The organism is Echinicola strongylocentroti, from assembly GCF_003260975.1.
In the GTDB taxonomy this organism is placed as follows: Bacteria; Bacteroidota; Bacteroidia; order Cytophagales; family Cyclobacteriaceae; genus Echinicola; species Echinicola strongylocentroti.
This window is the reverse complement of the sequence record NZ_CP030041.1, coordinates 4,186,175-4,208,809: the sequence shown is the minus strand read 5'-3', so window position 1 is coordinate 4,208,809 and position 22,635 is coordinate 4,186,175. Positions and strand designations below refer to the sequence as shown.

The 22,635-nt window shown below is 45.0% G+C and carries 18 protein-coding genes; 8 read left to right on the top strand and 10 right to left on the bottom strand.

Annotated features, from left to right (window positions below; translation table 11 throughout):
• The first annotated feature begins 381 nt into the window (after positions 1 to 381).
• Entirely contained in the window at positions 382 to 1,107 is a 726-nt protein-coding gene (locus tag DN752_RS16350; protein WP_112784944.1) for a murein L,D-transpeptidase catalytic domain family protein, read from the top strand.
• Between the two features lie 35 nt (positions 1,108 to 1,142).
• Here DN752_RS16350 and DN752_RS16345 read toward each other — a convergent pair whose 3' ends face one another.
• The 5 genes from DN752_RS16345 to DN752_RS16325 all read right to left on the bottom strand — a co-directional run bounded on the left by DN752_RS16345 (position 1,143) and on the right by DN752_RS16325 (position 7,828).
• On the bottom strand, positions 1,143 to 2,750 hold the full coding sequence (locus DN752_RS16345; protein WP_112784943.1) for a L,D-transpeptidase family protein: 1,608 nt from the start codon (positions 2,748 to 2,750) through the stop codon (positions 1,143 to 1,145).
• Positions 2,751 to 2,843: 93 nt separating this feature from the next.
• Positions 2,844 to 4,499: a L,D-transpeptidase family protein gene (locus DN752_RS16340; RefSeq protein WP_112784942.1), complete on the bottom strand. Its 1,656-nt coding sequence runs from the start codon at positions 4,497 to 4,499 to the stop codon at positions 2,844 to 2,846.
• Between the two features lie 132 nt (positions 4,500 to 4,631).
• A complete protein-coding gene (gene kdsA / locus DN752_RS16335; protein ID WP_112786585.1) occupies positions 4,632 to 5,480 on the bottom strand; it encodes a 3-deoxy-8-phosphooctulonate synthase in 849 nt (282 codons plus the stop codon).
• Positions 5,481 to 5,483: 3 nt separating this feature from the next.
• Positions 5,484 to 6,035, bottom strand: a complete 552-nt coding sequence (locus DN752_RS16330; RefSeq protein ID WP_112784941.1) for a KdsC family phosphatase — start codon at positions 6,033 to 6,035, stop codon at positions 5,484 to 5,486.
• Between the two features lie 251 nt (positions 6,036 to 6,286).
• Positions 6,287 to 7,828, bottom strand: coding sequence for a carbon-nitrogen hydrolase family protein (locus DN752_RS16325; RefSeq protein WP_112784940.1), 1,542 nt, complete (start codon positions 7,826 to 7,828; stop codon positions 6,287 to 6,289).
• A 153-nt stretch (positions 7,829 to 7,981) separates the two neighbouring features.
• Between DN752_RS16325 and DN752_RS16320 the strand changes: the two genes are divergently transcribed.
• The 4 genes from DN752_RS16320 to DN752_RS16300 all read left to right on the top strand — a co-directional run bounded on the left by DN752_RS16320 (position 7,982) and on the right by DN752_RS16300 (position 14,764).
• The gene (locus DN752_RS16320) at positions 7,982 to 8,884 is read left to right on the top strand and encodes a mechanosensitive ion channel family protein (protein WP_112784939.1); all 903 of its coding nucleotides are present in this window, start codon (positions 7,982 to 7,984) and stop codon (positions 8,882 to 8,884) included.
• An 89-nt stretch (positions 8,885 to 8,973) separates the two neighbouring features.
• Positions 8,974 to 9,936 (top strand): outer membrane beta-barrel protein, encoded by a 963-nt coding sequence (locus tag DN752_RS16315; protein ID WP_112784938.1) that lies wholly within the window; start codon positions 8,974 to 8,976, stop codon positions 9,934 to 9,936.
• Between the two features lie 1,343 nt (positions 9,937 to 11,279).
• The gene (gene leuS, locus DN752_RS16305) at positions 11,280 to 14,054 is read left to right on the top strand and encodes a leucine--tRNA ligase (RefSeq protein WP_112784936.1); all 2,775 of its coding nucleotides are present in this window, start codon (positions 11,280 to 11,282) and stop codon (positions 14,052 to 14,054) included.
• Positions 14,055 to 14,245: 191 nt separating this feature from the next.
• Positions 14,246 to 14,764, top strand: a complete 519-nt coding sequence (locus tag DN752_RS16300; RefSeq protein WP_112786584.1) for an FKBP-type peptidyl-prolyl cis-trans isomerase — start codon at positions 14,246 to 14,248, stop codon at positions 14,762 to 14,764.
• A 241-nt stretch (positions 14,765 to 15,005) separates the two neighbouring features.
• Here the strand turns inward: DN752_RS16300 and DN752_RS16295 are convergent, their stop codons facing one another.
• The 5 genes from DN752_RS16295 to DN752_RS16275 all read right to left on the bottom strand — a co-directional run bounded on the left by DN752_RS16295 (position 15,006) and on the right by DN752_RS16275 (position 19,694).
• Positions 15,006 to 15,962 (bottom strand): ABC transporter ATP-binding protein, encoded by a 957-nt coding sequence (locus DN752_RS16295; RefSeq protein WP_112784935.1) that lies wholly within the window; start codon positions 15,960 to 15,962, stop codon positions 15,006 to 15,008.
• The gene (locus DN752_RS16290) at positions 15,959 to 16,309 is read right to left on the bottom strand and encodes an MmcQ/YjbR family DNA-binding protein (RefSeq protein ID WP_112784934.1); all 351 of its coding nucleotides are present in this window, start codon (positions 16,307 to 16,309) and stop codon (positions 15,959 to 15,961) included. Before DN752_RS16290 ends, DN752_RS16295 begins: the two co-directional genes overlap by 4 nt.
• Positions 16,310 to 16,485: 176 nt before the next feature.
• Positions 16,486 to 16,677, bottom strand: coding sequence for a DUF6728 family protein (locus DN752_RS16285; protein ID WP_112784933.1), 192 nt, complete (start codon positions 16,675 to 16,677; stop codon positions 16,486 to 16,488).
• A gap of 314 nt (positions 16,678 to 16,991) precedes the next feature.
• Positions 16,992 to 18,977: a (E)-4-hydroxy-3-methylbut-2-enyl-diphosphate synthase gene (ispG, locus tag DN752_RS16280; protein WP_112784932.1), complete on the bottom strand. Its 1,986-nt coding sequence runs from the start codon at positions 18,975 to 18,977 to the stop codon at positions 16,992 to 16,994.
• Positions 18,978 to 18,989: 12 nt separating this feature from the next.
• Positions 18,990 to 19,694 carry an SDR family oxidoreductase gene (locus DN752_RS16275; protein ID WP_112784931.1) on the bottom strand — a complete coding sequence of 235 codons (705 nt, stop codon included), beginning with the start codon at positions 19,692 to 19,694 and terminating at the stop codon, positions 18,990 to 18,992.
• Positions 19,695 to 20,705: 1,011 nt separating this feature from the next.
• On the opposite strand from DN752_RS16275, the gene DN752_RS16270 reads away from it, so the two are divergent.
• From DN752_RS16270 to DN752_RS16260, 3 genes are all read left to right on the top strand, one after another.
• A complete protein-coding gene (locus DN752_RS16270; protein WP_112784930.1) occupies positions 20,706 to 21,236 on the top strand; it encodes a hypothetical protein in 531 nt (176 codons plus the stop codon).
• A 200-nt stretch (positions 21,237 to 21,436) separates the two neighbouring features.
• Entirely contained in the window at positions 21,437 to 22,096 is a 660-nt protein-coding gene (locus tag DN752_RS16265; RefSeq protein ID WP_112784929.1) for a SatD family protein, read from the top strand.
• Positions 22,050 to 22,460 (top strand): hypothetical protein, encoded by a 411-nt coding sequence (locus DN752_RS16260; RefSeq protein WP_112784928.1) that lies wholly within the window; start codon positions 22,050 to 22,052, stop codon positions 22,458 to 22,460. The genes DN752_RS16265 and DN752_RS16260 overlap by 47 nt, the downstream gene beginning before the upstream one ends.
• Positions 22,461 to 22,635: the final 175 nt, after the last annotated feature.

Below are 22,635 nucleotides of genomic sequence, written 5' to 3'. Positions count from 1 at the left end.
TCTGTGAGGTGATCGGTTGCTTCTCATTGGCATCATCACGCTATGCAGAACAATTCCTTTTACTTATTTGTTTTCAACACTGGCCATTCTCTGCGCCCCCAACACGTCAACTCATTTGTAACCAAAAAGTTGAACCAAATAAGGACGGCAAAATTAACCAAATATTATTTCTTATGCATGTCATTTTAGGAATAACCTCCCCAAACCAGGGATTCACAAGTGATTTACATGAAATATTTCAGGTTTTTTAACAAAATAAACAGCCCTTTCGGTTCATATTTGCAATGATTACTTTACTTTTGCGTTATAAAACAAGAGAGTAATTCATTAACTATCAAATGATTAACACACTTATTACCCAGACAATAATTAAAGGAATATATGCTTAGAAAAACAGGACTTATGCTGGCACTGCTGCTAAGCACAGGCCTATTTGCGTACACACCCCAGCAAAACATCACTTTACAGCCTATCGCATCAACTGCAAATACTGCTGCGGAAATACTCATCCAGAAAGTACGTAACCACCTTGATGGCATGAAAGCCAAAACTACCATTTCTCCCAAAGCACTTGAAATGGGCATCAATGGTTTTTTAAAACTCAGTGCCAAGGGCAGCGTTTCTCCAGACAAGCCGCTTACCATTATTGACTTCAGCCTTCCGTCTTCCCAAAAAAGACTTTGGACCGTAGACCCTATCACGGGCAAAATCCTCCATCATACTTATGTGGCACACGGCAGAAACAGCGGCGGACTGATGGCCAAGAAATTCTCTAACACCCATTCAAGCTATATGAGCAGCCTCGGTTTTTACCGAACGGCAGAAACCTACTCCGGCAAACACGGCTATTCGCTCCGATTGGACGGAATCGAAAAGGGAGTCAATGACCAAGCCCGCCAAAGGGCCATTGTCATCCATGGTGCAGAATATGCCAACCCGGAATTCATCAAAAAATACGGTCGATTGGGAAGAAGTCTGGGATGCCCAGCACTGCCGATGAACCAATACAAAGCAATCATTGACAGCATTAAAGAAGATGGCTGCCTCTTTATCTATGCCCCACCACTGATTACCCCCAGGCAAGCGCCTTACTTGACACGGACATGACCACCTAGCCCCATACTTGCTCAAGTTGATTCTTCCTAAAAAAACGCATCACTCACCTTAGCGCCCATCTTCTGGGCCAGCTCCTTGTCACTGTCATAGACATCCTCCCTTAGCTGGAGCCCATCTGCTGATTTCCATGCTGTGAGATATAATATCCAAACTGTAGGCTTGGTGTCCAAATTCACTTGCTTCTCCTTCTCCAGCTGCATAGCGTTATTAATGGAGTCTTTGTTCCATTCCTTCTTATCATTCAGCAATACCTCTGCAAAGCCATCGGGATCAGCTATCCTGATGCAGCCGTGACTAAATGCCCTCTCATCTTTATCAAACAAGGCCTTGGCGGGAGAGTCATGGATGTAAATATTATATGTATTGGGAAACATAAACTTCACCCTCCCCAAGGCATTGTCATCCCCTGGCTTCTGTCGGATCAAATAGGGGAAGCCTTCTTCCTTTGATAGCTTCTTCCAGCGAATACTATTGGGCTTGACTTCTGCTCTTTGTTCATCCACTATTTCCATATTGTGCTCAGAAAGGTAGTTTTTATCCTTCAAGATAGCAGGAATGGTCTCTTCCCAGAGAATGCCTTCAGGGAGGTTCCAATAGGGACTGAACACCACATAACTCATCTCTGCGGTAAACACGGGCGTTTGGTAGTACTCTTTGCCCACTACAGCCCTGGTAGAAAAAACGGTGTCTTGATCCACTACATAATCCATATAGTAACTGGGGATATTCACTAGCACTTTTGGTCCATCAGTGTCCAAAAAATCCGGCAACCACCTCAATCGCTCTAAATTGACTTTCAATTTCGCCAGCAAATCTTCCTTGCTATAATTGATGGCGCGCCAAAAATCCTCGCCCAGCACACCATCTTCCTTGAGTCCATGCTTTTGCTGAAATCGCTTTACGGCATGTTCTAATACCTCATCATATACATCCGGCTCCTCTGGGCTGGAAATCCCCTCCTCACCCATTGCTTGGAGAGCCTTGCGTACTTGTGCGACCACCTGATCTCGGTCGCCCACTTCTACCGTCTCATCATGCTTAATGGAAGGTCCATCAAGATCGCCTTCTGCTTCCAGCGCTTTCTTCATCTGCTCTCTAAGTCCATCGTAGAGTCTATTTTCAGGCCGCAATTGATCAAAGACCTCATTGAGAGAACCGATATTTCCTTTCCCTATCTCTCCCAAAAGTGCCTCCACATCTACCTCTTTGGCTTTCGGTTCCATTTTCCACTTGGAGGATATTTCATTTGGATCCACCGCACCATAATGAAGATCGTTGGCCAATTTTACGAACGCTTCGGAGATCATCAGTTCCGACTTCACCAATGCATCCACTCCCCCTCCTTGGTTTATGCTATCTACGTATTGCTGGATCAGCTCATAGTGGTAATCTTCCTTATCCAAACCATCCGCAGCAATATCCTCATTAAGCACCTCCACAAAGCTTTCTCCATTTTCGCTTAACCCCTCAGCATTGATCCAGATGGGTTGATAATCAAACTCCCCATATACCTTTTCTAGCGCTTCTCCTTGAAGTTGCTGTTTGATTGCTTGTAGTGTATCCTCATCCACTTTTGGGCTACAAGCGGCTAAAAACAAAAAGCCCAATACGATCCACTTCTGGCATCTATCCATAAAATTTTAATTGGTTTAGTACCAATAAAAGATCAATGACTATGCCATCATAAAAATAAATAACCTAAAATAAATATTTAATACCAGCTCCTTTCAGTTTAGCAACGCTTTGGCGATGGCATCATCGCGTTCATAAATATCTTTTCTAAAATGGGCCTTGCCCGATGGGTCAGCCCAAAAGGTCAAGTAGATCAAGACTACAGGCACCTTTTCTTTAAGCATCACAGTCGTTTCCTTTCCCTTATCCATTGCTTCACGGATACGCTGCATGTCCCATTTGCTATCGTCTTCCAACAGTATTTCCGCAAACTCCGCAGGCTGCTGAATCCTGATACACCCATGACTAAATGCTCTCAAATCTTTGCTGAACAGGGATTTTGAAGGGGTATCGTGGATATACACGTTGTGTTTGTTTGGAAAAATAAACTTGGCCTGCCCAAGGGAGTTGGAAGGGCCTGGACTTTGCCTTATCATATAGGGAAAATTACCAGAAGAGGCCTTTGACCAATCGATCGATGAAGGGCTGACCTCCTTCCCTGAATAAGTAAGGATTTTGAGACGGTTCCTATTCAAATAATTGGCATCCTTCCTGATCTTAGGAATCATCTCCCTCTTGATTATGGAGCTGGGCACTGTCCAAGTAGGGCTCAACACAATATAGGCCATTTCCCCATTGAAAACAGGTGTGGTATGGTATTCTTTCCCTACAATTACCCTAGAAGTAAAAACCGTATCAAGTCCATTATTTTCCAAATAGTCCAGTTGAAAATTGGCGATATTGACCATGACAAACCTTCCTTCCAGCAGTGTGTCGGGCAGCCAGCGCATCCGCTCCATATTGACGGCAATTTTCTTTACCATATCTGCGGGGCTCGCATTGAGTGCGGTATACGTATCCTTACCAATAACTCCATCTGCATCCAGCCCGTTGCGTTTCTGAAAGTGCATCACCCCTGCCAGCATCGTACTGTCATAAAGCTCTTCATTGGGGACTGTATAGGACAGCAAGTCATTCCAGTAAATAAGTCGCTCCCTAATCGCTGGTACCGATTTATTCTCTTCATTCACTTTAAGGGTTTTGCCACCGACCTTTTCCCATTTTTCCTCCAAGGATTCGTCCATCTCATAAAACTCCTTCATGCTTTTTCGCATGCTTCTATACACCTTATACCGTGGCCAAAAATCCTCCAGGCTTTTTGAAATATCACCACTTTCAAGCCCTCTTTTCATGGCCTCTCCAAAATCCACCTTGACGCGTTTTGGAGTGATTTCCCACGAATTTTGAAGTCCTTTTTGCACTACCTTTCCTAAATACAGGTCATTGGCAAGGCCAAAATAGGCATCAGCAAGCAGGAGGTCCACATAGGCTTGGTGGACGGGATGTCCATTGTCGATGGACTGTTGCTTATCCAGCGAGATCACTTCTTTGATTGCGGACAAGTGATAGGAAGCAGGCAGGAGGCCATCGTATTTTGACTCCTCTATTTGGACAAGAAGGTCACTTGCCAAATCATGCCATTTCCCGTCATTTACCCAGACAGGTTCAAACTGCCTGTTGCTATAAAACGCAATCAATAAATCAGGGTGATGGAAATGTTGCTCACCTACTTGAGCTGTTTTATCAGGAGCAAATGACTCTAAAATATTTCGGATTTCGAGTGACACTTCCGTTGTAGAACTCATTACTTGTGCTGCTGCCGTGCAATAGAACAATGACATAAAGCAGCCAAGCCAAATTAATTTTTTCATAAAAATTCGCTTAACACAAGTAATTTAAAAATAAAAATTGAGGATTTCACCATTTAGCTAGCACCAACAATTAAAAAAAGCCGCCCTTGACAGGTGACATCACTCCGCCAAAAGCAGCCAAAAGACATTTTACTATTCTACTTTAAAGCCACTATACTTATTTCCTGTTTCCCAGCATTCCTTGAGCATTTCAAGAAAATCAGCCATCCTATGTAATGGAATCATATTTGGCCCATCGCTCAGTGCTTTGGCAGGCTCTGGATGGGTTTCGATAAAGAAGCCATCCACTCCCGCAGCCGCTGCAGCTCTTGCCAAAAACGGCGCAAACTCACGCTGGCCGCCACTACTTCCTCCTTGGCCTCCGGGCTGCTGCACCGAATGGGTAATATCAAACACGACCGGTGCAAACTGCCGCATGGTAGGCAATGACCGCATATCCACCACCAAATTATGGTAGCCTAATGAAAAACCTCTTTCTGTAAGACATACGTTTTCATTACCAGTAGACCTTACTTTATCGACGGCATATTGCATATCCTCTGGGGCCATAAACTGTCCTCTTTTGACCTTGATGGCCTTTCCGGTTTTTCCAGCTGCCAATAACAAGTCCGTCTGGCGGCATAAAAAAGCTGGAATCTGTAACACATCAGCTACCTCAGCGACTTCTGCGGCTTGGCAGCTTTCATGAATATCAGTGACCAAAGGCACACCCAGCTCTTTGCCCACACGCTGAAGGACCTCCAGCGACTTATCCATTCCAATGCCTCGGAAAGAACCGGACGAAGTTCTATTGGCCTTATCAAAAGACGCTTTAAAAACATATGAAAAACCATTCTTCTCCGCTTCAGCTTTTACGGTACTGCCGATTTCCATACAAATATCAAAACTCTCTACGGCGCAAGGACCAGAGAACAAAACAGGCTTACCCTCCCCCAACACCACCTGGTCGGTGATGCGCATAGGCTGTGTAAATACAGGCATCATTTATTTTTCCTTCAATTGGTTAATAATCATTTTTAATTTTCCCTGCGAATTCAATATAAAATCCGCTACTTCTCTGAATACCCCCCTACCTCCATTGAGGGTAGAGACCATATCCACTTCTTCTTTGATATATGGCAACGCATCTTTGGGAGCTACAGACAGCCCTACCATAACCAATATAGGCAAATCGATAAGGTCATCTCCGATATAGGCACACTCATCCAGCCGCAAGTCCATCCCATCCAACACCGTCTTCAACTTCTCCCGCTTATCCTTGACCCCATGATAGTGAAAGTCGAAGCCCAGCTCTTCACATCGGCTCCTTACCACGGGTGAGTTCCTTCCCGTGATGGCTCCTACCTTTATCCCGTGTTTTTGGAGTAGTTTTACGATCAGCCCATCTTTCACGTTGAATTTTTTGAATTCGAGGTAATGGTCATCATAAATGACCCCTCCATCCGTCAACACTCCGTCTACATCGGTAATCAGGAGCTTGATCTTAGCGGCTTTTTTGACGACCTTATCGTCTATACCTTTGAGGTAGTTTTCCATATGGCTGTTGGTTATTCGTTATTGAGCTATTCGGTTATTGGTTACTCCCCACTGATTACTGGCTACTGCTTGCTGAATAATGCTTATTGGTCACTACTTGGATTGGATGCTCTTCGTATTCCCAATTTCAGGCTTCACCACTTCCGCAATAATGAATGTCAACCCCTGAGTAAAGAATATCGCACCAACGCATTTCGGGTTCCACTTCGTACCTTGTATTCTACCTTGGTACTTCAGTCACCGAACATCCCTCACTTCCGCTTCCACTGGATAGAATAGAGGTCGAGTCTCCGCTGGGCAAGGTTCCTCACACTGCCCATTTTTCGCAGCTTGGTCAGTAAATCCAGGTCCACGTCGGCCACGATGGTGGTCTCGGTGTTCAAGGACGCTTCCGCAATTACCGCATCGTGGGGAAAGGAGAAGTCAGATGGAGAATAAATAGCCGCTTGGGAATGCTGTATATCCATATTCTCCACTCTTGGCAGATTTCCCACAGAACCCGTGATGGCCACATAGCACTCGTTTTCCACTGCCCTGGCTTTCGCACAGGTACTCACACGAAGATAGGCATTTTTGGTATCCGTCCAGAAGGGCACAAACAAAATATCCATCTCCTGCTCAGCGAGGATCCTCCCTAGCTCTGGAAACTCCACATCGTAGCAGATCAAAATCCCGATCCTACCAGCATCCGTATCAAAAACAGAAATTCCGTTTCCTCCCTGTAAGCCCCAATAGGCCTGCTCATCAGGAGTGATATGAAGCTTGTACTGTTTATCAGTGGTGCCATCCCTTCTACATAGATAACTCACATTGCGAAGCTTCTTTCCATCGTATTCCGGCATACTCCCGGCGATGATATTGACGTTATAAGAAAGGGCCAAATCCCTCATGCGTGACAGCACCTCTTCAGTATAATCCGCCAAATTACGGATGGCTTCAGAGGCATCCATATCATTAAAACCTGCTAACAAGGGAGCATTGAAAAACTCTGGCAAAAGGCAAAAATCAGACTTATAACCGGAGACAGTATCCACAAAAAACTCCACCTGCTGCATCAGGTCGTCCACGTCATTAAACCGCCTCATTTTCCACTGCACCAGCCCCAGCCGGACAATGGACTTACTGTTCCCTATAAGCTTCTCATCTTTCTCATAGTAGATATTGTTCCACTCCAATAAGGTCGCAAATGCCTTGGAATCCTTGTCCTCAGGCAAATATTTGGTGATGACTTTCCGAACGTGGAATTCATTGGCCAGCTGAAAAGAGAGCACGGGGTCATAGATCTCCTTGTTCTTTACCAGTTCAATGTACTTTCGTGGGGTCATTTGCTCCGAATGTTTGCTATAGCCGGGAATCCGCCCACCAGCGATAATGGACCTCAAATTGAGGTTTTCGCACAATTCTTTCCTGGCATCATAAAGTCTTCTCCCCAGCCTCAGCCCACGATACTCAGGATGAACAAACACTTCTGTACCATAGAGGGTGTCTCCGTTTTCCAGATCATGGGTATCAAACTTGCCAAAGCCGGTGATTTCATCATAGGTATGACTATCGCCAAACTGCGAATACTCCACTACCACGCTTAGGGCCACCGCCACGACCTTCCCATTATCCTCGATACAGATCTGTCCTTCGGGAAATGCTTTTATCTGATTTTTAAGCTCTTCCCTCGTATAAGTCATCCCTTTTTGCTCATATATCAATGTCATCAACTCTCGGATATCATTATAATCTGATAGTTGAACATTTCTTAGCTTGAGCCTGTGCTCTAGTTCCTCTTTTTGCTTACTCATAATTGTATACTGTTTTCTGCCACAAATATCTTAAACTATCCGTAGTTACCCCACGTCAATAATAATTAAATCAGGCAGTTTTCGACTAGTTTCACAATATAAATATTATTATTTTGTGGGTACTTTATTACTATACTTTACATTATTATTGTTATGGAAGATCTCTTGCAAGATGTCAAAGAAGATGGACTGGGCGTATTTTTGGAACGCTTAAACAACTTTTTGGAATATACTCTGGTCACGCTGGGAAGCTCGAAGCTTACCGTCGGGCTCTTAATCGCGTTGATGTTTTCGGTTTTCATACTGGTAATAGCTACCGAATGGATCAAAAAAATCATTGTTTACAAGGTACTTTCCCGCTATCAGATGGATATCGGTACCCGACAGTCAGTAGGAACCATCATCCGCTATATCCTTTTGATAGGAGGTTTCGTGATCATTATCCAAAATTCCGGTATTGACCTCAGTGCACTAGGGATATTGGCAGGTGCCCTCGGCGTGGGGATTGGCTTTGGACTTCAGAACATCACCAATAATTTCATAAGTGGCCTGATCATTTTGTTTGAACGGCCTATTAAAGTCGGTGATCGAATTGAAGTTGATGACGTCAATGGAGACGTCATCAAGATTTCTTCCAGGTCTACCATGATCGTCACCAATGACAATATATCCATTATCGTCCCCAACAGCCAATTTATCGATAGCCCTGTGATCAACTGGTCACACAATGACCGGAACATCCGCTTTAACTTTCCTGTTGACGTATCTTACAAAGAGGATCCACAAAAGATCAAGTCTGTCCTGATGAAAGTCGCCACTAATAATGATGGGGTGCTCAAGACACCACCACCAGACGTACTTTTTGTGGATTATGGTGACAATAGCATCAATTTTCTCCTTCGCGTCTGGACCTCCCAATACATTAATAAACCGCAGGTCCTCAAGAGCCAATTATACTACGAAATCTTCAGGAGGTTCAATGAAGAAGGTATAGAAATCCCTTTCCCACAAAGAGATCTACATTTAAAATCTGGATTTGAAAAGTTGAACAATTAATTGTTTATTTACAGTATCAACACGTTTAGAACCAACAACGCGTGATTTAAACCAAGTATATATCAATGGTTTAAACCAACCCTATACGCATGAGATACATACTCTTTCTACTGTTTTTGGCAATAACCGCCCAAGGCACGCATGCCCAAAGCTTTAACCGCTTCAAATTTGAAGAGCCTTGGTCTTTCGGTGTAGGAGGCGGTGTCACGCAGTATTTTGGCGAATTATATTCTCTCTGGAAGTACCATGAAGGTGTCCAGCCAGACTTTAATGTATCCATCAATGCGCGGAGGACCATTGGCACCAATACCCGGCTTCGTGTGGAAGCCTCTTACATCCAAATGTCCGGAAAAGACTACCCTTCTGATCCTCGTGCTTTCCGTTACCCACGGGACTTACATTTTAGGGCGCGAAATTTTGAAATGGCCTTTATGGCAGAATACCACTGGAAACCTGTCAAACTGTACAATATCACCCGACACTTTCTGAACTGGTATGTCTTTGCTGGGGTAGGTGCCACTACCAATACCCCAAAAGCCCAATTGGACGGTGAATGGTACAACCTAAGGCCTTTGGCCCTCGAAAACAACGAATATCCCGCTGTGGCAATGGTCTTTCCCATGGGGCTGGGCATGAAATACAAGCTCAATGTCTACATGGATCTCTTTATAGAGGGGAACTATCGATTTACCCTTACGGATTACTTGGACGACATTAGTGCTTATAACATCAAAGACTCCTACCTAAGCCTCTTGGCCAGCTATGTTGACAACGGAGAAGGGCCTATGCCGGAGAGACTCCGACTGGCCGTGAGAAACCCCAAATACTTGGACGATAACGGGTTGCCCGACACCGAAAAAATCCGAAATGCAGTCTATTTTGACAAAAACGGTGAGTTTCAGCATGAAATTCGCCGTGGAAGCGGACTTGACCACCGTTATGACGGCTATTTCACATTCAACGTAGGCGTAGAAATCTACTTCTCACAAGACATCTGGGAAAACTGGCTAAGACGAGGACGAACGAAAAAGAGAAGCTGGAGATTCTGGTAGTAGTAGTAGTAGTGAGACATGAGTCTTGAGTAGGGCGACTTGAGACTTGGGAACACCTAACCTCCACGATCTTAGGGTGGATAGGTGGGGATTATTTTGGATGGGATTGTACGAGATTTGCTCCCGGTGGGCGCATAGCCGTCAGGTTAAAGCATGAAAGTTGCTTAAAATCTATATTCTTATTGATGTCTGTGCTCTTCACAAATGGCCTAGGGGGATTACAAATCCCCATTAATCCGGTTCGGGATTCCAAATCCCGAACAGCTAAGTTGGTGTATTTGTGGCAGCTGGTGTGCCGATAACATCTTTAACCCGGTTTATGCATTAGGAATCGTGATGAGGTTTGAAACTGCAAGAAAATCAGGCTGTTTGGAGATTGAGGCATCCGCCGCGGCGGATGGTGAAATCGAAAACAGCAGCGAAGCGACTGATTTTGAAGTAGGTTCATACCGCAATAGATAGGCTAATGCATATTCCGGGTTCAATGCCGTTTAGTTAAGGGCATTTCCTCCTTTTCATATACCTAAAAGTCCTTTTTTTGATTGACTTTGGCTGGGGAAACCTGATCATCTTGGTGGATTTTATCCTTTTCCTTTTTTCCCCCGAAAGCCTTCGGGGCAGGCTATTGATGAAAAAAGAAAGAAAAAAATCTAGGCCGGTGGTATGCCTTTTAAAATGGAACATGGATTTACCCTGCGACCGAAATCCGTCACCCATTTTAATTTCCACCCGATGGCTACGACCTAAAAGTGAGTGGGTCTCGCTGTTCCACGACGCGAGCCAACTCACTTTCTTAACGGCCTCCACCATCGGCTGGAAAACAGGCTTACCAAGGACCGTAATAAGGAAGCGATACCTTTTTTGGCTCAGGGGGGCTTATAGTTCTCGCTCAACTTGGTTACTTAAGAAAATATACCACTAAATGGAATAATGATGATAATTTATCCATAAGAAACTTATTAATCGGATCCGCCTTGCAGGTATTGGGCGTTAAGAAATTAAAAAGCGGGTGGGCAAAAAGGCAGGCTTGTTTGACGAAATGCTGCCCAAGGAAAAAATATAGAACCCATATTTTCCAGATACACACTAACTAAACGGCATTGATTCCGGGTTTAACTGACGGCTATGCCCGGTGGGCGGAGTTGCTGAAAAAAACATAAAAAAAAACGTCCATCTTTCCCGTATTTTTTTCAGGAAAAATCCCGAACATGACATCGCTGATCTTGACATAAGTTACTGGAGTCCATGCTCTATGTGTGATACTTCGACAATCCATCGACATATACCATTTATTTTTTTATTTTTGCAACCAATCCTATACCAAGTAACAATTTTGTTAAAAAATGGCTGATTACAATTTTCAAGAAATCGAAAAAAAATGGCAAGAGAGGTGGGAAGCATCCCAGCTTTTCAATGCCAAAATAGACCCACAAAGACCTAAATTCTACAGTCTGGACATGTTCCCTTACCCTTCCGGAGCGGGCTTGCACGTAGGGCATCCGTTGGGATATATTGCTTCGGACATTGTCACGCGCTTCAAGCGGCTGCAAGGGTACAATGTCCTCCACCCCATGGGCTACGACTCCTTTGGGCTTCCGGCGGAGCAATACGCCATCCAGACTGGCCAGCACCCAGCCATCACTACAGAACAAAATATCAAACGCTATACTGAGCAACTTAAAAATATTGGCTTTGCCTTTGACTGGGACAAAGAGGTGAGGACCTCAGATCCATCTTACTATAAATGGACCCAGTGGATTTTCATGCAGTTGTTCAACAGCTACTATGACAAAACCGAGGACAAGGCCAAGGACATCAACGACCTGATCAGCACCTTCGAAAAGGAAGGCAACGCCAATGTCAAGGCAGTATGTGATGAGGACGTTCAGCTCTTTACCGCTAGTGAGTGGAAGGGATATTCTGAGAAAGAACAGCAGCAAACCCTGCTCCAATATCGCCTGACCTATCTTGCCGAAACCACCGTAAACTGGTGCCCGGCCCTAGGAACGGTACTTTCCAATGATGAAGTCAAAGACGGTTTCTCCGAACGTGGAGGACATCCCGTAGAGCGCAAAAAAATGATGCAGTGGAGCATGCGCATCACCGCCTATGCAGAGCGACTGCTCAATGACCTCGAAAAGGTGGACTGGCCAGAACCGATCAAAGAAATGCAGCGCAACTGGATCGGACGGTCAGTAGGTGCCGAAATGGTCTTTCAGGTAAAGGATAAAGCACAGCAAATCAAAGTCTTCACCACGCGTATCGACACCATTTATGGAGTGACGTACCTGGCATTGGCTCCTGAAAGTGAGCTGGCAGCGGAACTGATCACCGACGATCAACGTGAAGAAGCGGAAGCCTACATCCAAGTGGCCAAAAACCGCTCCGAAAGGGACCGCATGAGCGATGTCAAGACCATCTCAGGTGCCTTCACCGGCAGCTACGCCATCAACCCGTTTAACGGTGAAGAGATTCCTGTTTGGATAGCCGATTATGTTTTAGCCGGCTATGGTACAGGAGCCGTAATGGCCGTCCCCGCCCACGATGAGCGTGACTATAACTTTGCTAACCACTTCGGACTGGAAGTCCGTCAGGTACTGGAAGGCAGTATGGAAAACGGTTCTTTCCCTGGAAGGGATGGTATCGCCATGAACTCTGGCTTCCTCGACGGATTGGTCATGAAAGACGCCATGGAAAAGGCCATTGCCTTTCTCGAAGAAAAGAAAATAGGCAAAGGAAAAATCCAATACAGGATGCGCGATGCCATCTTCACCAGACAACGCTACTGGGGAGAACCACTTCCGGTGTATTTCAAAGACGGCATTCCTTATCTAGTGGACGAAAAGGACCTTCCTGTAGTCCTTCCTGAAGTCGACAAATACCTGCCTACCGAAGACGGTGAGCCGCCATTGGGACGGGCCAGTGACTGGAGCTATAAAACCGACGGAGAAGAATACCCTCTTGAGCTCAGCACCATGCCGGGCTGGGCTGGTTCCTCTTGGTACTTCCTTCGCTACATGGATCCCCAAAACAACACGGAATTTGTCAACAAAGAAGCCCAGCAGTATTGGGAAGCAGTGGACTTATATATCGGCGGGGCGGAACACGCCACAGGCCACTTGCTTTACAGCCGCTTCTGGACCAAATTCCTTTATGACAGGGGGCTGGTGACAATTGTCGAGCCTTTCAAGAAAATGATCAACCAAGGAATGATCCAAGGGCGGTCCAATTTTGTGTACAGAATCAAGGGCACCAATAAATTTGTAAGCCAAGGCCTTCGCAAAGACCATGACACAGCAGCCATGCACGTGGACGTAAACATTGTCCACAACGATCAGCTGGACCTGGACAAATTCAAAGCCTGGCGACCGGATTTGGCAGATGCTGAATTTATACTGGAAGACGGCAAGTACATCTGCGGTGCAGAAGTCGAGAAAATGTCCAAGTCCAAATACAATGTGGTCAACCCTGACGACATCATCGAACGTTATGGCGCGGACACTCTTCGACTATATGAAATGTTCTTGGGGCCATTGGAGCAATTCAAACCTTGGAACACCAATGGTATCGACGGCGTATCCAAGTTCCTTAAAAAGCTCTGGAGATTATACCATGACAAAAACGGTAACTTCTCCATATCTGACGCCCAGCCAACCAAGGATGAGCTAAAAGCCCTACACAAAACCATCAAGAAAACGGAGGAAGACATGAACAATTATTCGTTCAACACCTCTGTGTCCAGCTTTATGATTTGTGTGAATGAGCTTTCTGCCATGAAGTGCAATAAAAAGGATATTCTCGAACCATTGGTCATTATCATCTCACCTTATGCGCCACACATTGCCGAAGAGCTGTGGTCGCTCATGGGGAATGACCGATCTGTCGTGGAAGCTGCCTTCCCTACATTCAATGAAGAATACCTTACCGAAGATGCACATGAATATCCTATCTCCATCAACGGTAAGATGAGGGTAAAACTTCCTATTTCCCTCAGCCTTAGTAAAGAGGAAATTGAAAAAACAGCACTAGCAGATGCCAATGTACAAAAGTGGCTGGATGGCAAAACACCTAAAAAAATCATCGTAGTACCGGGCAAAATCGTCAATATCGTGGTTTAACCCCACCAAAACCCAAGCCACTAGCTGTCAGCATGTTGGCAAACACCTTACTGACATGCTTGGGAGCCAATGTACACTATAAAAAAGGGTGGCCTTCTTCGGAGGGCCATCCTTTTTGCTTGATCTACCCCAAGTCCTTTTGGAGCGTACGATTAAGCGATTATCTTTGTAAAAAAGCAACAAGTAAAAACATGGAAATATCCAACAACACCGTAGTCGGCCTTACCTATGAACTAAAAGTAAGCAGTGTGGATGAGGAGTCAGCACCCTTCAGTGTGGAAGTGAGAGATGAGGAAGATCCTTTTTATTTCATCTTTGGCGGGAGTGATTTGCCAGAGAAATTCGAAGCTTATCTGGCCAATAAAAAACAAGGTGACAATTTCAGTTTCACCCTAGAAGTGGACGAAGCTTATGGACAGGCAGATGATGAACTGATTGTGGATATCTCCAAGGATCAACTTACTGAAGATAGGGGATTCAAACCTGAAATGCTCCAAGAAGGGAATTTCCTCCCACTCGTGGATGAAGAGGGCTATCCCATGCAGGCCAAAGTCCTGAAAGACCTCGGAGATCAGTTACTTTTAGACTTCAACCACCCCTTGGTGAACTTCAGGCTTCATTTTGATGGTGAAGTAAAAGAAGTCCGTAAAGCCACGGAAGAAGAGCTGAATCACGGCCACGTACATGGCATAAATGGCCACCAACACTGAGAAAAACAATAACACTAAGGAGAAGTACCAAGGTAGAAGAAAGCGCAAGCCCAAAAAGAGCAGGCTGGCTAACACATGTAAGTTACTGGAAATCTGCATCCTTATTGATGTTTGTGCGCTTCACAAATGGCCTAGGGGGATTTCAAATCCCCTTTATTCCGGTTCGGGATTACAAATCCCAAACAGCTAAATCCGTTCCTATGGCATCAGGTGCCCATTGCCCACACTGGCCTACATCTCCTCAAAACTGGATGAGTTGTTCTTTTTGATAGTCCAAAAAAACCTCACTACCTACTTCTAAGGCCCTGCTCGGATCATCGACTTTCCAAAGCGCACCGGAATCCGCTAGCTTCACTGTCAACAGGTTATAATGAAGCAGAAATTGTTGTTTGACCACGTTGGCTTTAAGGCCATTTTCTGCAGTAAGCCTCACCTCTGACGGACGCACATACGCTCCTTTCTTGCCCGGAACCGGGTTCAAATACCCAAACAGCCGTGCTACATACTCGTTGGCTGGCTTCCAAAAAATCTCCCTGACATTCCCATGCTGCACGAGTTTTCCCTTTTGGATAATTAGGAGCTCTTCACTCATCAGCAAGGCATCATCCACATCATGGGTCACAAAAATTACGGTCACTTCAAGGGAGTCAAAAATCACTTTCAGTTCTTCGATCAGTTCACGTTTTTGGATAACATCCAAGCTACTGAACGGCTCATCCAGGAGGAGCACTTCTGGCTCTATGCTCAGCGCCCTGCCGATGGCGACCTTCTGCTGCTGACCACCGGAAAGCTGCCGTGGCTTTTTATCCCTAAAGTCTCCCAGGGACAATAACTCCAAAATCTCTTCGGTACGCTCCCGCTGATAATCCTTATCATATAAAAGCAAGGGACGAGCGATATTCTCCTCGACCGTGGAGTTGGGGTAAAGCTTATATTCCTGATGGATGAGCTGAATCTCATCGTAGCCAGGCACCAGCTTTTGTTCTGGATTAAGGATTTTTTGGTCTCCCAAGTGGACGACACCTGCACTCTGTACTTCCAGTCCGGCTATGATCCGAAGCAGGGAGCTTTTGCCAGAGCCGCTTTCACCCACCATGGATACTACGCCGCCACGCTGTACCTGTAGGCTAAATTTTTCCAGGGCCACGTTTTGCTCGTCGTAGCGCTTACTCACCTCACTCACCTTGAGATAGCTCATCCTGCAATTTCGTTTTGGAGTTTCTTGGGCAAACTTTGGAACACCAGCTCATAAGAATGGTCTACTAGTTCCAAGATCAACGGATCGGGAACAGCACCACCAAAGGACACCGTATTCCAGTGCTTTTTATTCATATGGTAACCGGGAATGATTCCCGTAAATTCCTCCCGTAGCTCCACTGCCCGTTCAGGGTTACATTTCAGGTTGACACTCTCAAACTTCTCAATATCGATCAGGGCAAATAGTTTACCGCCCACTTTAAAAACAAGCGTATCCGGCCCAAAAGGGGTATCCTCCGTCACCCCGGCTTTTTTGAGGCAATAATCCCTGAAAAATACGATATCCATGGTTGTAGTATTGAGATGTGAGGTATGAATATAGAGAAGTGAACCTTGAGACTAGAGTAATTGGTAAACTCGTCTGGAATTGGTCTATTGAAGCATCCCTGATAGAGTGGCAGGGTTTGTTGCAATGAATTGGAAACAAAAACTTCCCCGCAATTCAGCGGTTTGCCCTTCCAGTCCTACATTAATCTTCGCACAATCCAGATGATCAGCGCTGCCAAAAACACCAAGATCGATATCTTGTTGATCCCGTGCATCATCCGAAGGTTAAAATTGGATTTTTGGTTGGGATCTGGCTTTTTGAACACCCTGACAAAGTAGTTTCCTACTTCACCCAACTGAAAGAATTCCTTGAATTTATTATCGGCCATGTTTTTTCGTTTATAGTATTGAGTTGTGAGTCGTGAGTATTGAGACGTGAGATATGAGTCATGAGTCATGGGATAACCCTCCCCTTTTAGGGGAGGTTAGGTGGGGTTATTTTGGAGCAAAGAGAAACACAATAGGATTTTAGTAAATGACTAGCGATTACAATAATTGATAATGAAAACTAATATTAATCCGGTCAACACTAATCAGGGAAGTACATTGAGCCCTTTTATGCGCTGGGGAATCCTGCCTTTGCCACTCCCTTATCTAGTTGCTTGATATCCGCTACTTGCTACTTCCTACTTGCTACTAACAACTACTCCACCGCTTCGGGTTCAATCCACTGTCCGTCTTCACGGATGATATTGATCAGCTCGTCCACGGCATGTTCGGAAGGAACGGCTCTTTTGACCACTTCCTTTCCTTTGTAAAGGGTGATTTTTCCTTTACCGGAACCCACATATCCATAGTCCGCATCGGCCATTTCACCAGGGCCGTTAACGATACAGCCCATGATTCCAATCTTCACGCCTTTCAGATGGTCGGTCCTTTTACGGATCATCGCTGTAGTTTCCTGAAGGTCAAACAACGTCCGCCCACAAGATGGACAGGAAATGTATTCCGTCTTGGACATCCGGGTCCTCGCTGCTTGGAGCACGCCAAAACTCACCGAATTATGGAGCTTGATTGTATCCATCAGTGCGGCACGGTCTGGAGACGCCTTCTCTTCCAGCCCAAGCATCACTCCATCTCCCAGGCCATCAATCAGCAATCCTCCCAGATCAGTGGCGGCATAGAGCATGGTCTGATCGGCGTCTTGTTCCTTATAGCCCGCTTCAGACACCACGGGCAGCTGGACACCAGCATTGATCAAAGTAATGTAAGCCCGCCTTAACGCCGGCATATTGTGCTTATTATCGCTGTGAAGTATGATTACGAGGTCCGCTCGCCCTTCCAATACCGGAATGGCCTGCTCCACCTCTGTATCTTTCAGTTTCAGAAAGTTCAACGTCCTATGCAGCTCGTCAGCATCTTCCAGTTCTGCCAAAGTAAACGCAGGAAACTTGTTATGGTGGTCTTCCAAGACCTGCCACTTTGCTACATCGACAATCTCCTTCAGGCCATTGGGCAGCATGAATGAGATGGGGTTTTCACCTGAATAAACGAAATCACAGCCTACATCATTCATCTTCCACTTGTCCAGTTCCGGCAGGTAGAAATGACCGACGTTCTTCAGTTCTTTTTCCGTGATACTCTCCACACGGGAAATGTCAGTAATGACACGGGGAACATTTGATCCTCCAAAATTAAAGACCTCCACGCTCTCCCTTTTTTCATATTCATAAGGGTTAAGCGGATATTCATCAATTGGCGTTATGGCATCATGCCCAGGGCGTTTGGCATAGCGGTCGATCAATGCCCGTGCCACCGGCGCTTCCAGTTCCGGGTCTTCTGTCAGGGACACACGTACGGTATCGCCCAAGCCATCTTCCAAGAGCGTCCCTATCCCCACGGCTGACTTTACCCGACCGTCTTCCCCATCACCGGCTTCCGTGACACCAAGATGGAGCGGATAAGGCTTGAAGCCTCCTTCATCCAGCTTCTGCACCAATAAACGGTACGCCTGCACCATTACTTGGGTATTGGAGGATTTCATGGAAATGACAATATCATGGTAGTTTTCTTCGTCGCAAATCCTCAAAAACTCCAGTGCAGACTCGACCATTCCCAAAGGTGTATCTCCATAACGGCTCATGATCCGATCGGACAGCGAGCCATGGTTGGTACCGATCCGCATAGCTGTGCCGTGTTCCTTGCAGATTTTTACCAAGGGCAAAAAACGCTCACGGATCCGCTCCAGCTCAGCCTGGTAGCTTTCATCGGTATATTCGATTTCCTCAAACTTCTTTTTGTCTGCATAATTACCGGGATTGATCCGTACTTTCTCCACTATCCTCGCCGCAATTTCAGCAGCATTTGGCGTAAAGTGGATATCCGCTACCAAGGGCACATGATAGCCTCTCTGGGCCAGCCCTTCTTTGATGTGGCGAAGGTTTTCGGCTTCCTTGATGCTAGGCGCTGTGATGCGAATGAGTTCACAGCCACTATCGATCATACGGATACACTCTTCGATAGAGCCTTCTGTATCCATGGTATCCTTGGTGGTCATAGACTGGACCACGATTGGGTTTTCCCCTCCGATGACCACATCACCGATCTTTACCGGGATGGTCTTCCTGCGGGAATAGCTGGTCAAGCTATCGCAATATTTGGTATTCGAAATGGTTTCTTTGCTGTCCATCTTCAATTATGTTTACAAGTCTCCCAATTGAGGCCTGATGACTATCTCTTCAACTACCGATTGGGGCGAAAGGTTATAAGCCGACCATACCGACTCGGCCACATCCACGGCTTTCATAAAGCGCTCTTCAGGAATATCCACTCCTTCCCAGCTTGCCGTGAGCGTGGCTCCGGGCATGACAGATGTCACCTTGATCTGGTGCGGCAGTAGCTCTTGACGCAGGCATTGGGTCATGCCCCGCATCGCCCATTTGGAGATCGCATAGCTGCCGCCGTTGGCATATGCGGTCAGACCGGCGATCGATCCCATCGAAAAGATGTGCCCCGACTTACGGGAAATCATCTCCTGTGCAAACTCCCTGACCAGGTAATAAGCGCTGTACAGGTTGGTCTGCATCATCAGCTCAAAATTACCATCAGGCTCATCATGAATGGCTCCTGGGAGAAATACCCCGGTATTATTCACCAAAACATCGGGGACGAAGACTTCCTTCACCGCTTCGGCCAATGCCTTTACCTCTTCTTTCTTGGACAGATCGGCGACCTTATAAGCAAACTCAACAGCAGGAAAATCGCTCTCTATCTCTCTTTTCAACTGCGCTAGGTCTTCTTGCCCTCTCGCACAGGTAAAAATAGCAAATCCCTCCGATGCAAATCTACGGATGATGGCCTTGCCGATTCCTTTGGTCCCTCCTGTCACTAATATACTCTTTGGCATATGGGTAGTTTTTCTTTATCTGTTCACAAAATATTGGAATTCACACCAGCCCCAACGGTAAACATCCTTATAACGCTAATTAACAAGCAATTATTCAATGTCAATTAATTAGTATGACAACTAAATTTTCATTCACAAAGTTACATTTTTTTACAGGAATCGCTATTATCCAAACTATTCGTTTCTGTTAAGAAAAATCAGATACTGGCCTTAGTACATGTCCTTGTTGAAACGCAAGGAAAAGACACTCGCTTGCAACGAGGGGCTATCCAATCATGAATTTTGGCACAGGGCAATGCTTTATTTATAAGCTGAGCTCGACTTATTTTTAGTATAAAAAGCGTCATTGCGAACCCTTTTTAGGAGGATGTGGGCTGGAAAAGGGTGTGGCAACTCGCCGCGGCGAGCTGCCACGGCTTCCACCCCTCAAATCTCCTCATTAGCCTCGCAGTGACGGTTTTATAATCGAACTGAGGTTTATAAGCTTTCGGACTGTATAAACTTGGAATATGCGTTGCACATCCAGATCACCTGTGCATTATATACGTAAAACCAGTATATACAACCTTTTATATTCAAACACAACCTATTTACTACCAAACACTTGCGACCTGTTGTTTTTTATTTAATCTTAAATGGCTATCCGTGATATTGCAGGTAATGGAACCATTATAAAATTTGGTTTCGAAAGTCAAGGATGTCCTTTGGTGTGACCGTTTTAAGAATAATGAGCAGGCCGTTAAGAAAATGAATTAGCTCGCGTCGTGGAACAGGGAGATCCATTCATTTTTAGGTCGGAGCAGTTTTCTTAAATTAAATGGGGCTCCGAATTGTTCTCGCTAGAAAACTTGCCAGCCCCAATTTAAAGGGCTCACCACCGGACTAGATTTTTGGTCCTTTTCATCAATGGAAATGCGTAGCATTCATGAAGACCTATTGAAAGCAATTATACACCTGAATAAAAGGACGTAATATCCCGGCAGATCTATTTTCCCGAGAAAATTAATTGAAATGAAAATAATCAAGACCATGTGCCATTTGGGTACGATGTTTATGCTTTGCGGTCTTCTGTCCGTGGAGCTCCTTGCGCAGACAGAAGAATCTCTCTGGCGACCCTATACGGGGCTGGGTTATTCGGGGGGCATGACACTAAAAGACAACTTGGTAACCGAAACCTTTTCCATCGGAACCCAATGGGTCTATAATGAGCGTTATATAGCGGGAGTCAGTTATCAACGGACCTTTTTTCAGGAAGAAAAAAGGTCTTCCAAGTATATGGGCTATTCCTATATCACTTTCACAGGAGACCTAAGGGTACTGCCATCAAAGAAAAACGGTGGGCTATACCTAAGTGGCCGGACGGGGTTTGGGCTGGACGATGCCGCCCCATCCCTTTTACAGGCGGGGCTGCGCTATGGGGGAAGGTATAATAACAGCTTTCTGGACCTTAACGCCTACATTGGGTGGCTTAACGGAGACCGGACCATGCTTTCTCTTGGGATAGGTTATTGGTTTGGCATGAAAAAAAGCCGAAAAACGTAACTCTTTCACCTGTAAAAAACCAAAGCACCCCGCATTTGTAAGGAAGCTTTCCGGAATAGAGATTACCGATCCCGACTAACGGCTATCTCCCATCATTAGGCCGATATCATTACTTGTCTAGACAAAAAACAACCTAAATAGTTGTAAATAACAAAAACAACTTATTTGGTTGTATTATAAAATACAACTATATTTGTTGTATGAAGAACAATGAAATTGTACTTATTGGCGATGTAATCAAATCTCGTAAAAAATTCAATCCAGAGGAATGGAACTATTTTCATACCGCAATCAAGCGGATAAATGAAAAATTCGCGCTATATTTTAAAATCCCCTTGACTATCTACTCAGGAGATAGCTTTGGAGGGATCTGTAAGGATCCAATGTCAGCGGCCAAGGTCATCCTTGCCATCCAGGAATACCAAAAGCATCAAAAGTCAAGAATAGTATTGATAGAAGATGAAGTTTCTTTTGGTATGGACGAGAAAAACTTCCTGTCCCTTGAAGGGCCAGCGCTCTGGAAAGGCCAAGAGCAAATGGAAAGGCTAAAAAAAAGCAACCTGTTTTTCGCTGCTCGCTTTAATGATCAAATAGAATCAATGACCATCAACACCATTCTTAACTTGGTCTTGGCCATCAGAGATAATTGGAAAGAAATAGAATGGAAAATCTATCATAACCGGGAATCAAACCTAACACAAAAGGAATTGGCCGAAAGTGTAGGGGTGTCCCAGCAGTATATTTCCAAGATCACAAAATCCTCAAAAATGGAATTGATCCATGAAGCTGAAAGCAATCTAAACACACTACTAGATGGAATTCATCATAAACTACTTCACCACCAACCCAAACCTGATTAAGGCAGCTATTATTATCAGTGGTTATTTTCTGACATTTCTCATCACTAACTACCTGATAAAAAAAATAGTGCTTAAGGATAAAGAGGCTTCTGACGTAGATAAAGATGGAAAAATCGCCGAAGCTGATAAGAAAATCATCCGCGATGGATACATCATTGGAAAATGTGAGAACATTATCATTTTAAGTTTTGTATTGGCAGGAGAGATCACAGGCCTAGCCTTAATATTTGCAGCCAAAAATCTCGCCCGACAAAAAGACATCAATGACAATGCGGGATTTTTCCTGGCGGGAACAATGGTAAATTTCACCACCTCCTTGGTGCTAGGCTTCTGCATAAAATTCATTCTGACATTCATCCCTTAATAAAACAATCAGTAAATCCACTGAGATATATCATGTTCAAACATAGATATATTTTTTACCTTTAATACACCAAAGTCTTTTTACTGTTAAACCCGGATTATGCGTTAGGAATCGTAGTGAGAGCTGAAATTGCAAGAAAATCAGTTAGTTTGGAGGCATTAGCGTAGCACCGCTA

Bases quoted from the DNA above. Each gene is read 5' to 3' on its own strand.
- DN752_RS16345 (WP_112784943.1), bottom strand. From the start codon at position 2,750: ATGGATAGATGCCAGAAGTGGATCGTATTGGGCTTTTTGTTTTTAGCC.
- DN752_RS16260 (WP_112784928.1), top strand. From the start codon at position 22,050: ATGGAATTCATCATAAACTACTTCACCACCAACCCAAACCTGATTAAG.
- DN752_RS16270 (WP_112784930.1), top strand. From the start codon at position 20,706: ATGAAAATAATCAAGACCATGTGCCATTTGGGTACGATGTTTATGCTT.
- DN752_RS16275 (WP_112784931.1), bottom strand. From the start codon at position 19,694: ATGCCAAAGAGTATATTAGTGACAGGAGGGACCAAAGGAATCGGCAAG.
- kdsA (WP_112786585.1), bottom strand. From the start codon at position 5,480: ATGCCTGTATTTACACAGCCTATGCGCATCACCGACCAGGTGGTGTTG.
- DN752_RS16320 (WP_112784939.1), top strand. From the start codon at position 7,982: ATGGAAGATCTCTTGCAAGATGTCAAAGAAGATGGACTGGGCGTATTT.
- DN752_RS16290 (WP_112784934.1), bottom strand. From the start codon at position 16,309: ATGGATATCGTATTTTTCAGGGATTATTGCCTCAAAAAAGCCGGGGTG.
- DN752_RS16340 (WP_112784942.1), bottom strand. From the start codon at position 4,499: ATGAAAAAATTAATTTGGCTTGGCTGCTTTATGTCATTGTTCTATTGC.
- leuS (WP_112784936.1), top strand. From the start codon at position 11,280: ATGGCTGATTACAATTTTCAAGAAATCGAAAAAAAATGGCAAGAGAGG.
- DN752_RS16315 (WP_112784938.1), top strand. From the start codon at position 8,974: ATGAGATACATACTCTTTCTACTGTTTTTGGCAATAACCGCCCAAGGC.
- DN752_RS16300 (WP_112786584.1), top strand. From the start codon at position 14,246: ATGGAAATATCCAACAACACCGTAGTCGGCCTTACCTATGAACTAAAA.
- DN752_RS16350 (WP_112784944.1), top strand. From the start codon at position 382: ATGCTTAGAAAAACAGGACTTATGCTGGCACTGCTGCTAAGCACAGGC.
- DN752_RS16325 (WP_112784940.1), bottom strand. From the start codon at position 7,828: ATGAGTAAGCAAAAAGAGGAACTAGAGCACAGGCTCAAGCTAAGAAAT.
- DN752_RS16330 (WP_112784941.1), bottom strand. From the start codon at position 6,035: ATGGAAAACTACCTCAAAGGTATAGACGATAAGGTCGTCAAAAAAGCC.
- DN752_RS16295 (WP_112784935.1), bottom strand. From the start codon at position 15,962: ATGAGCTATCTCAAGGTGAGTGAGGTGAGTAAGCGCTACGACGAGCAA.
- DN752_RS16285 (WP_112784933.1), bottom strand. From the start codon at position 16,677: ATGGCCGATAATAAATTCAAGGAATTCTTTCAGTTGGGTGAAGTAGGA.
- ispG (WP_112784932.1), bottom strand. From the start codon at position 18,977: ATGGACAGCAAAGAAACCATTTCGAATACCAAATATTGCGATAGCTTG.
- DN752_RS16265 (WP_112784929.1), top strand. From the start codon at position 21,437: ATGAAGAACAATGAAATTGTACTTATTGGCGATGTAATCAAATCTCGT.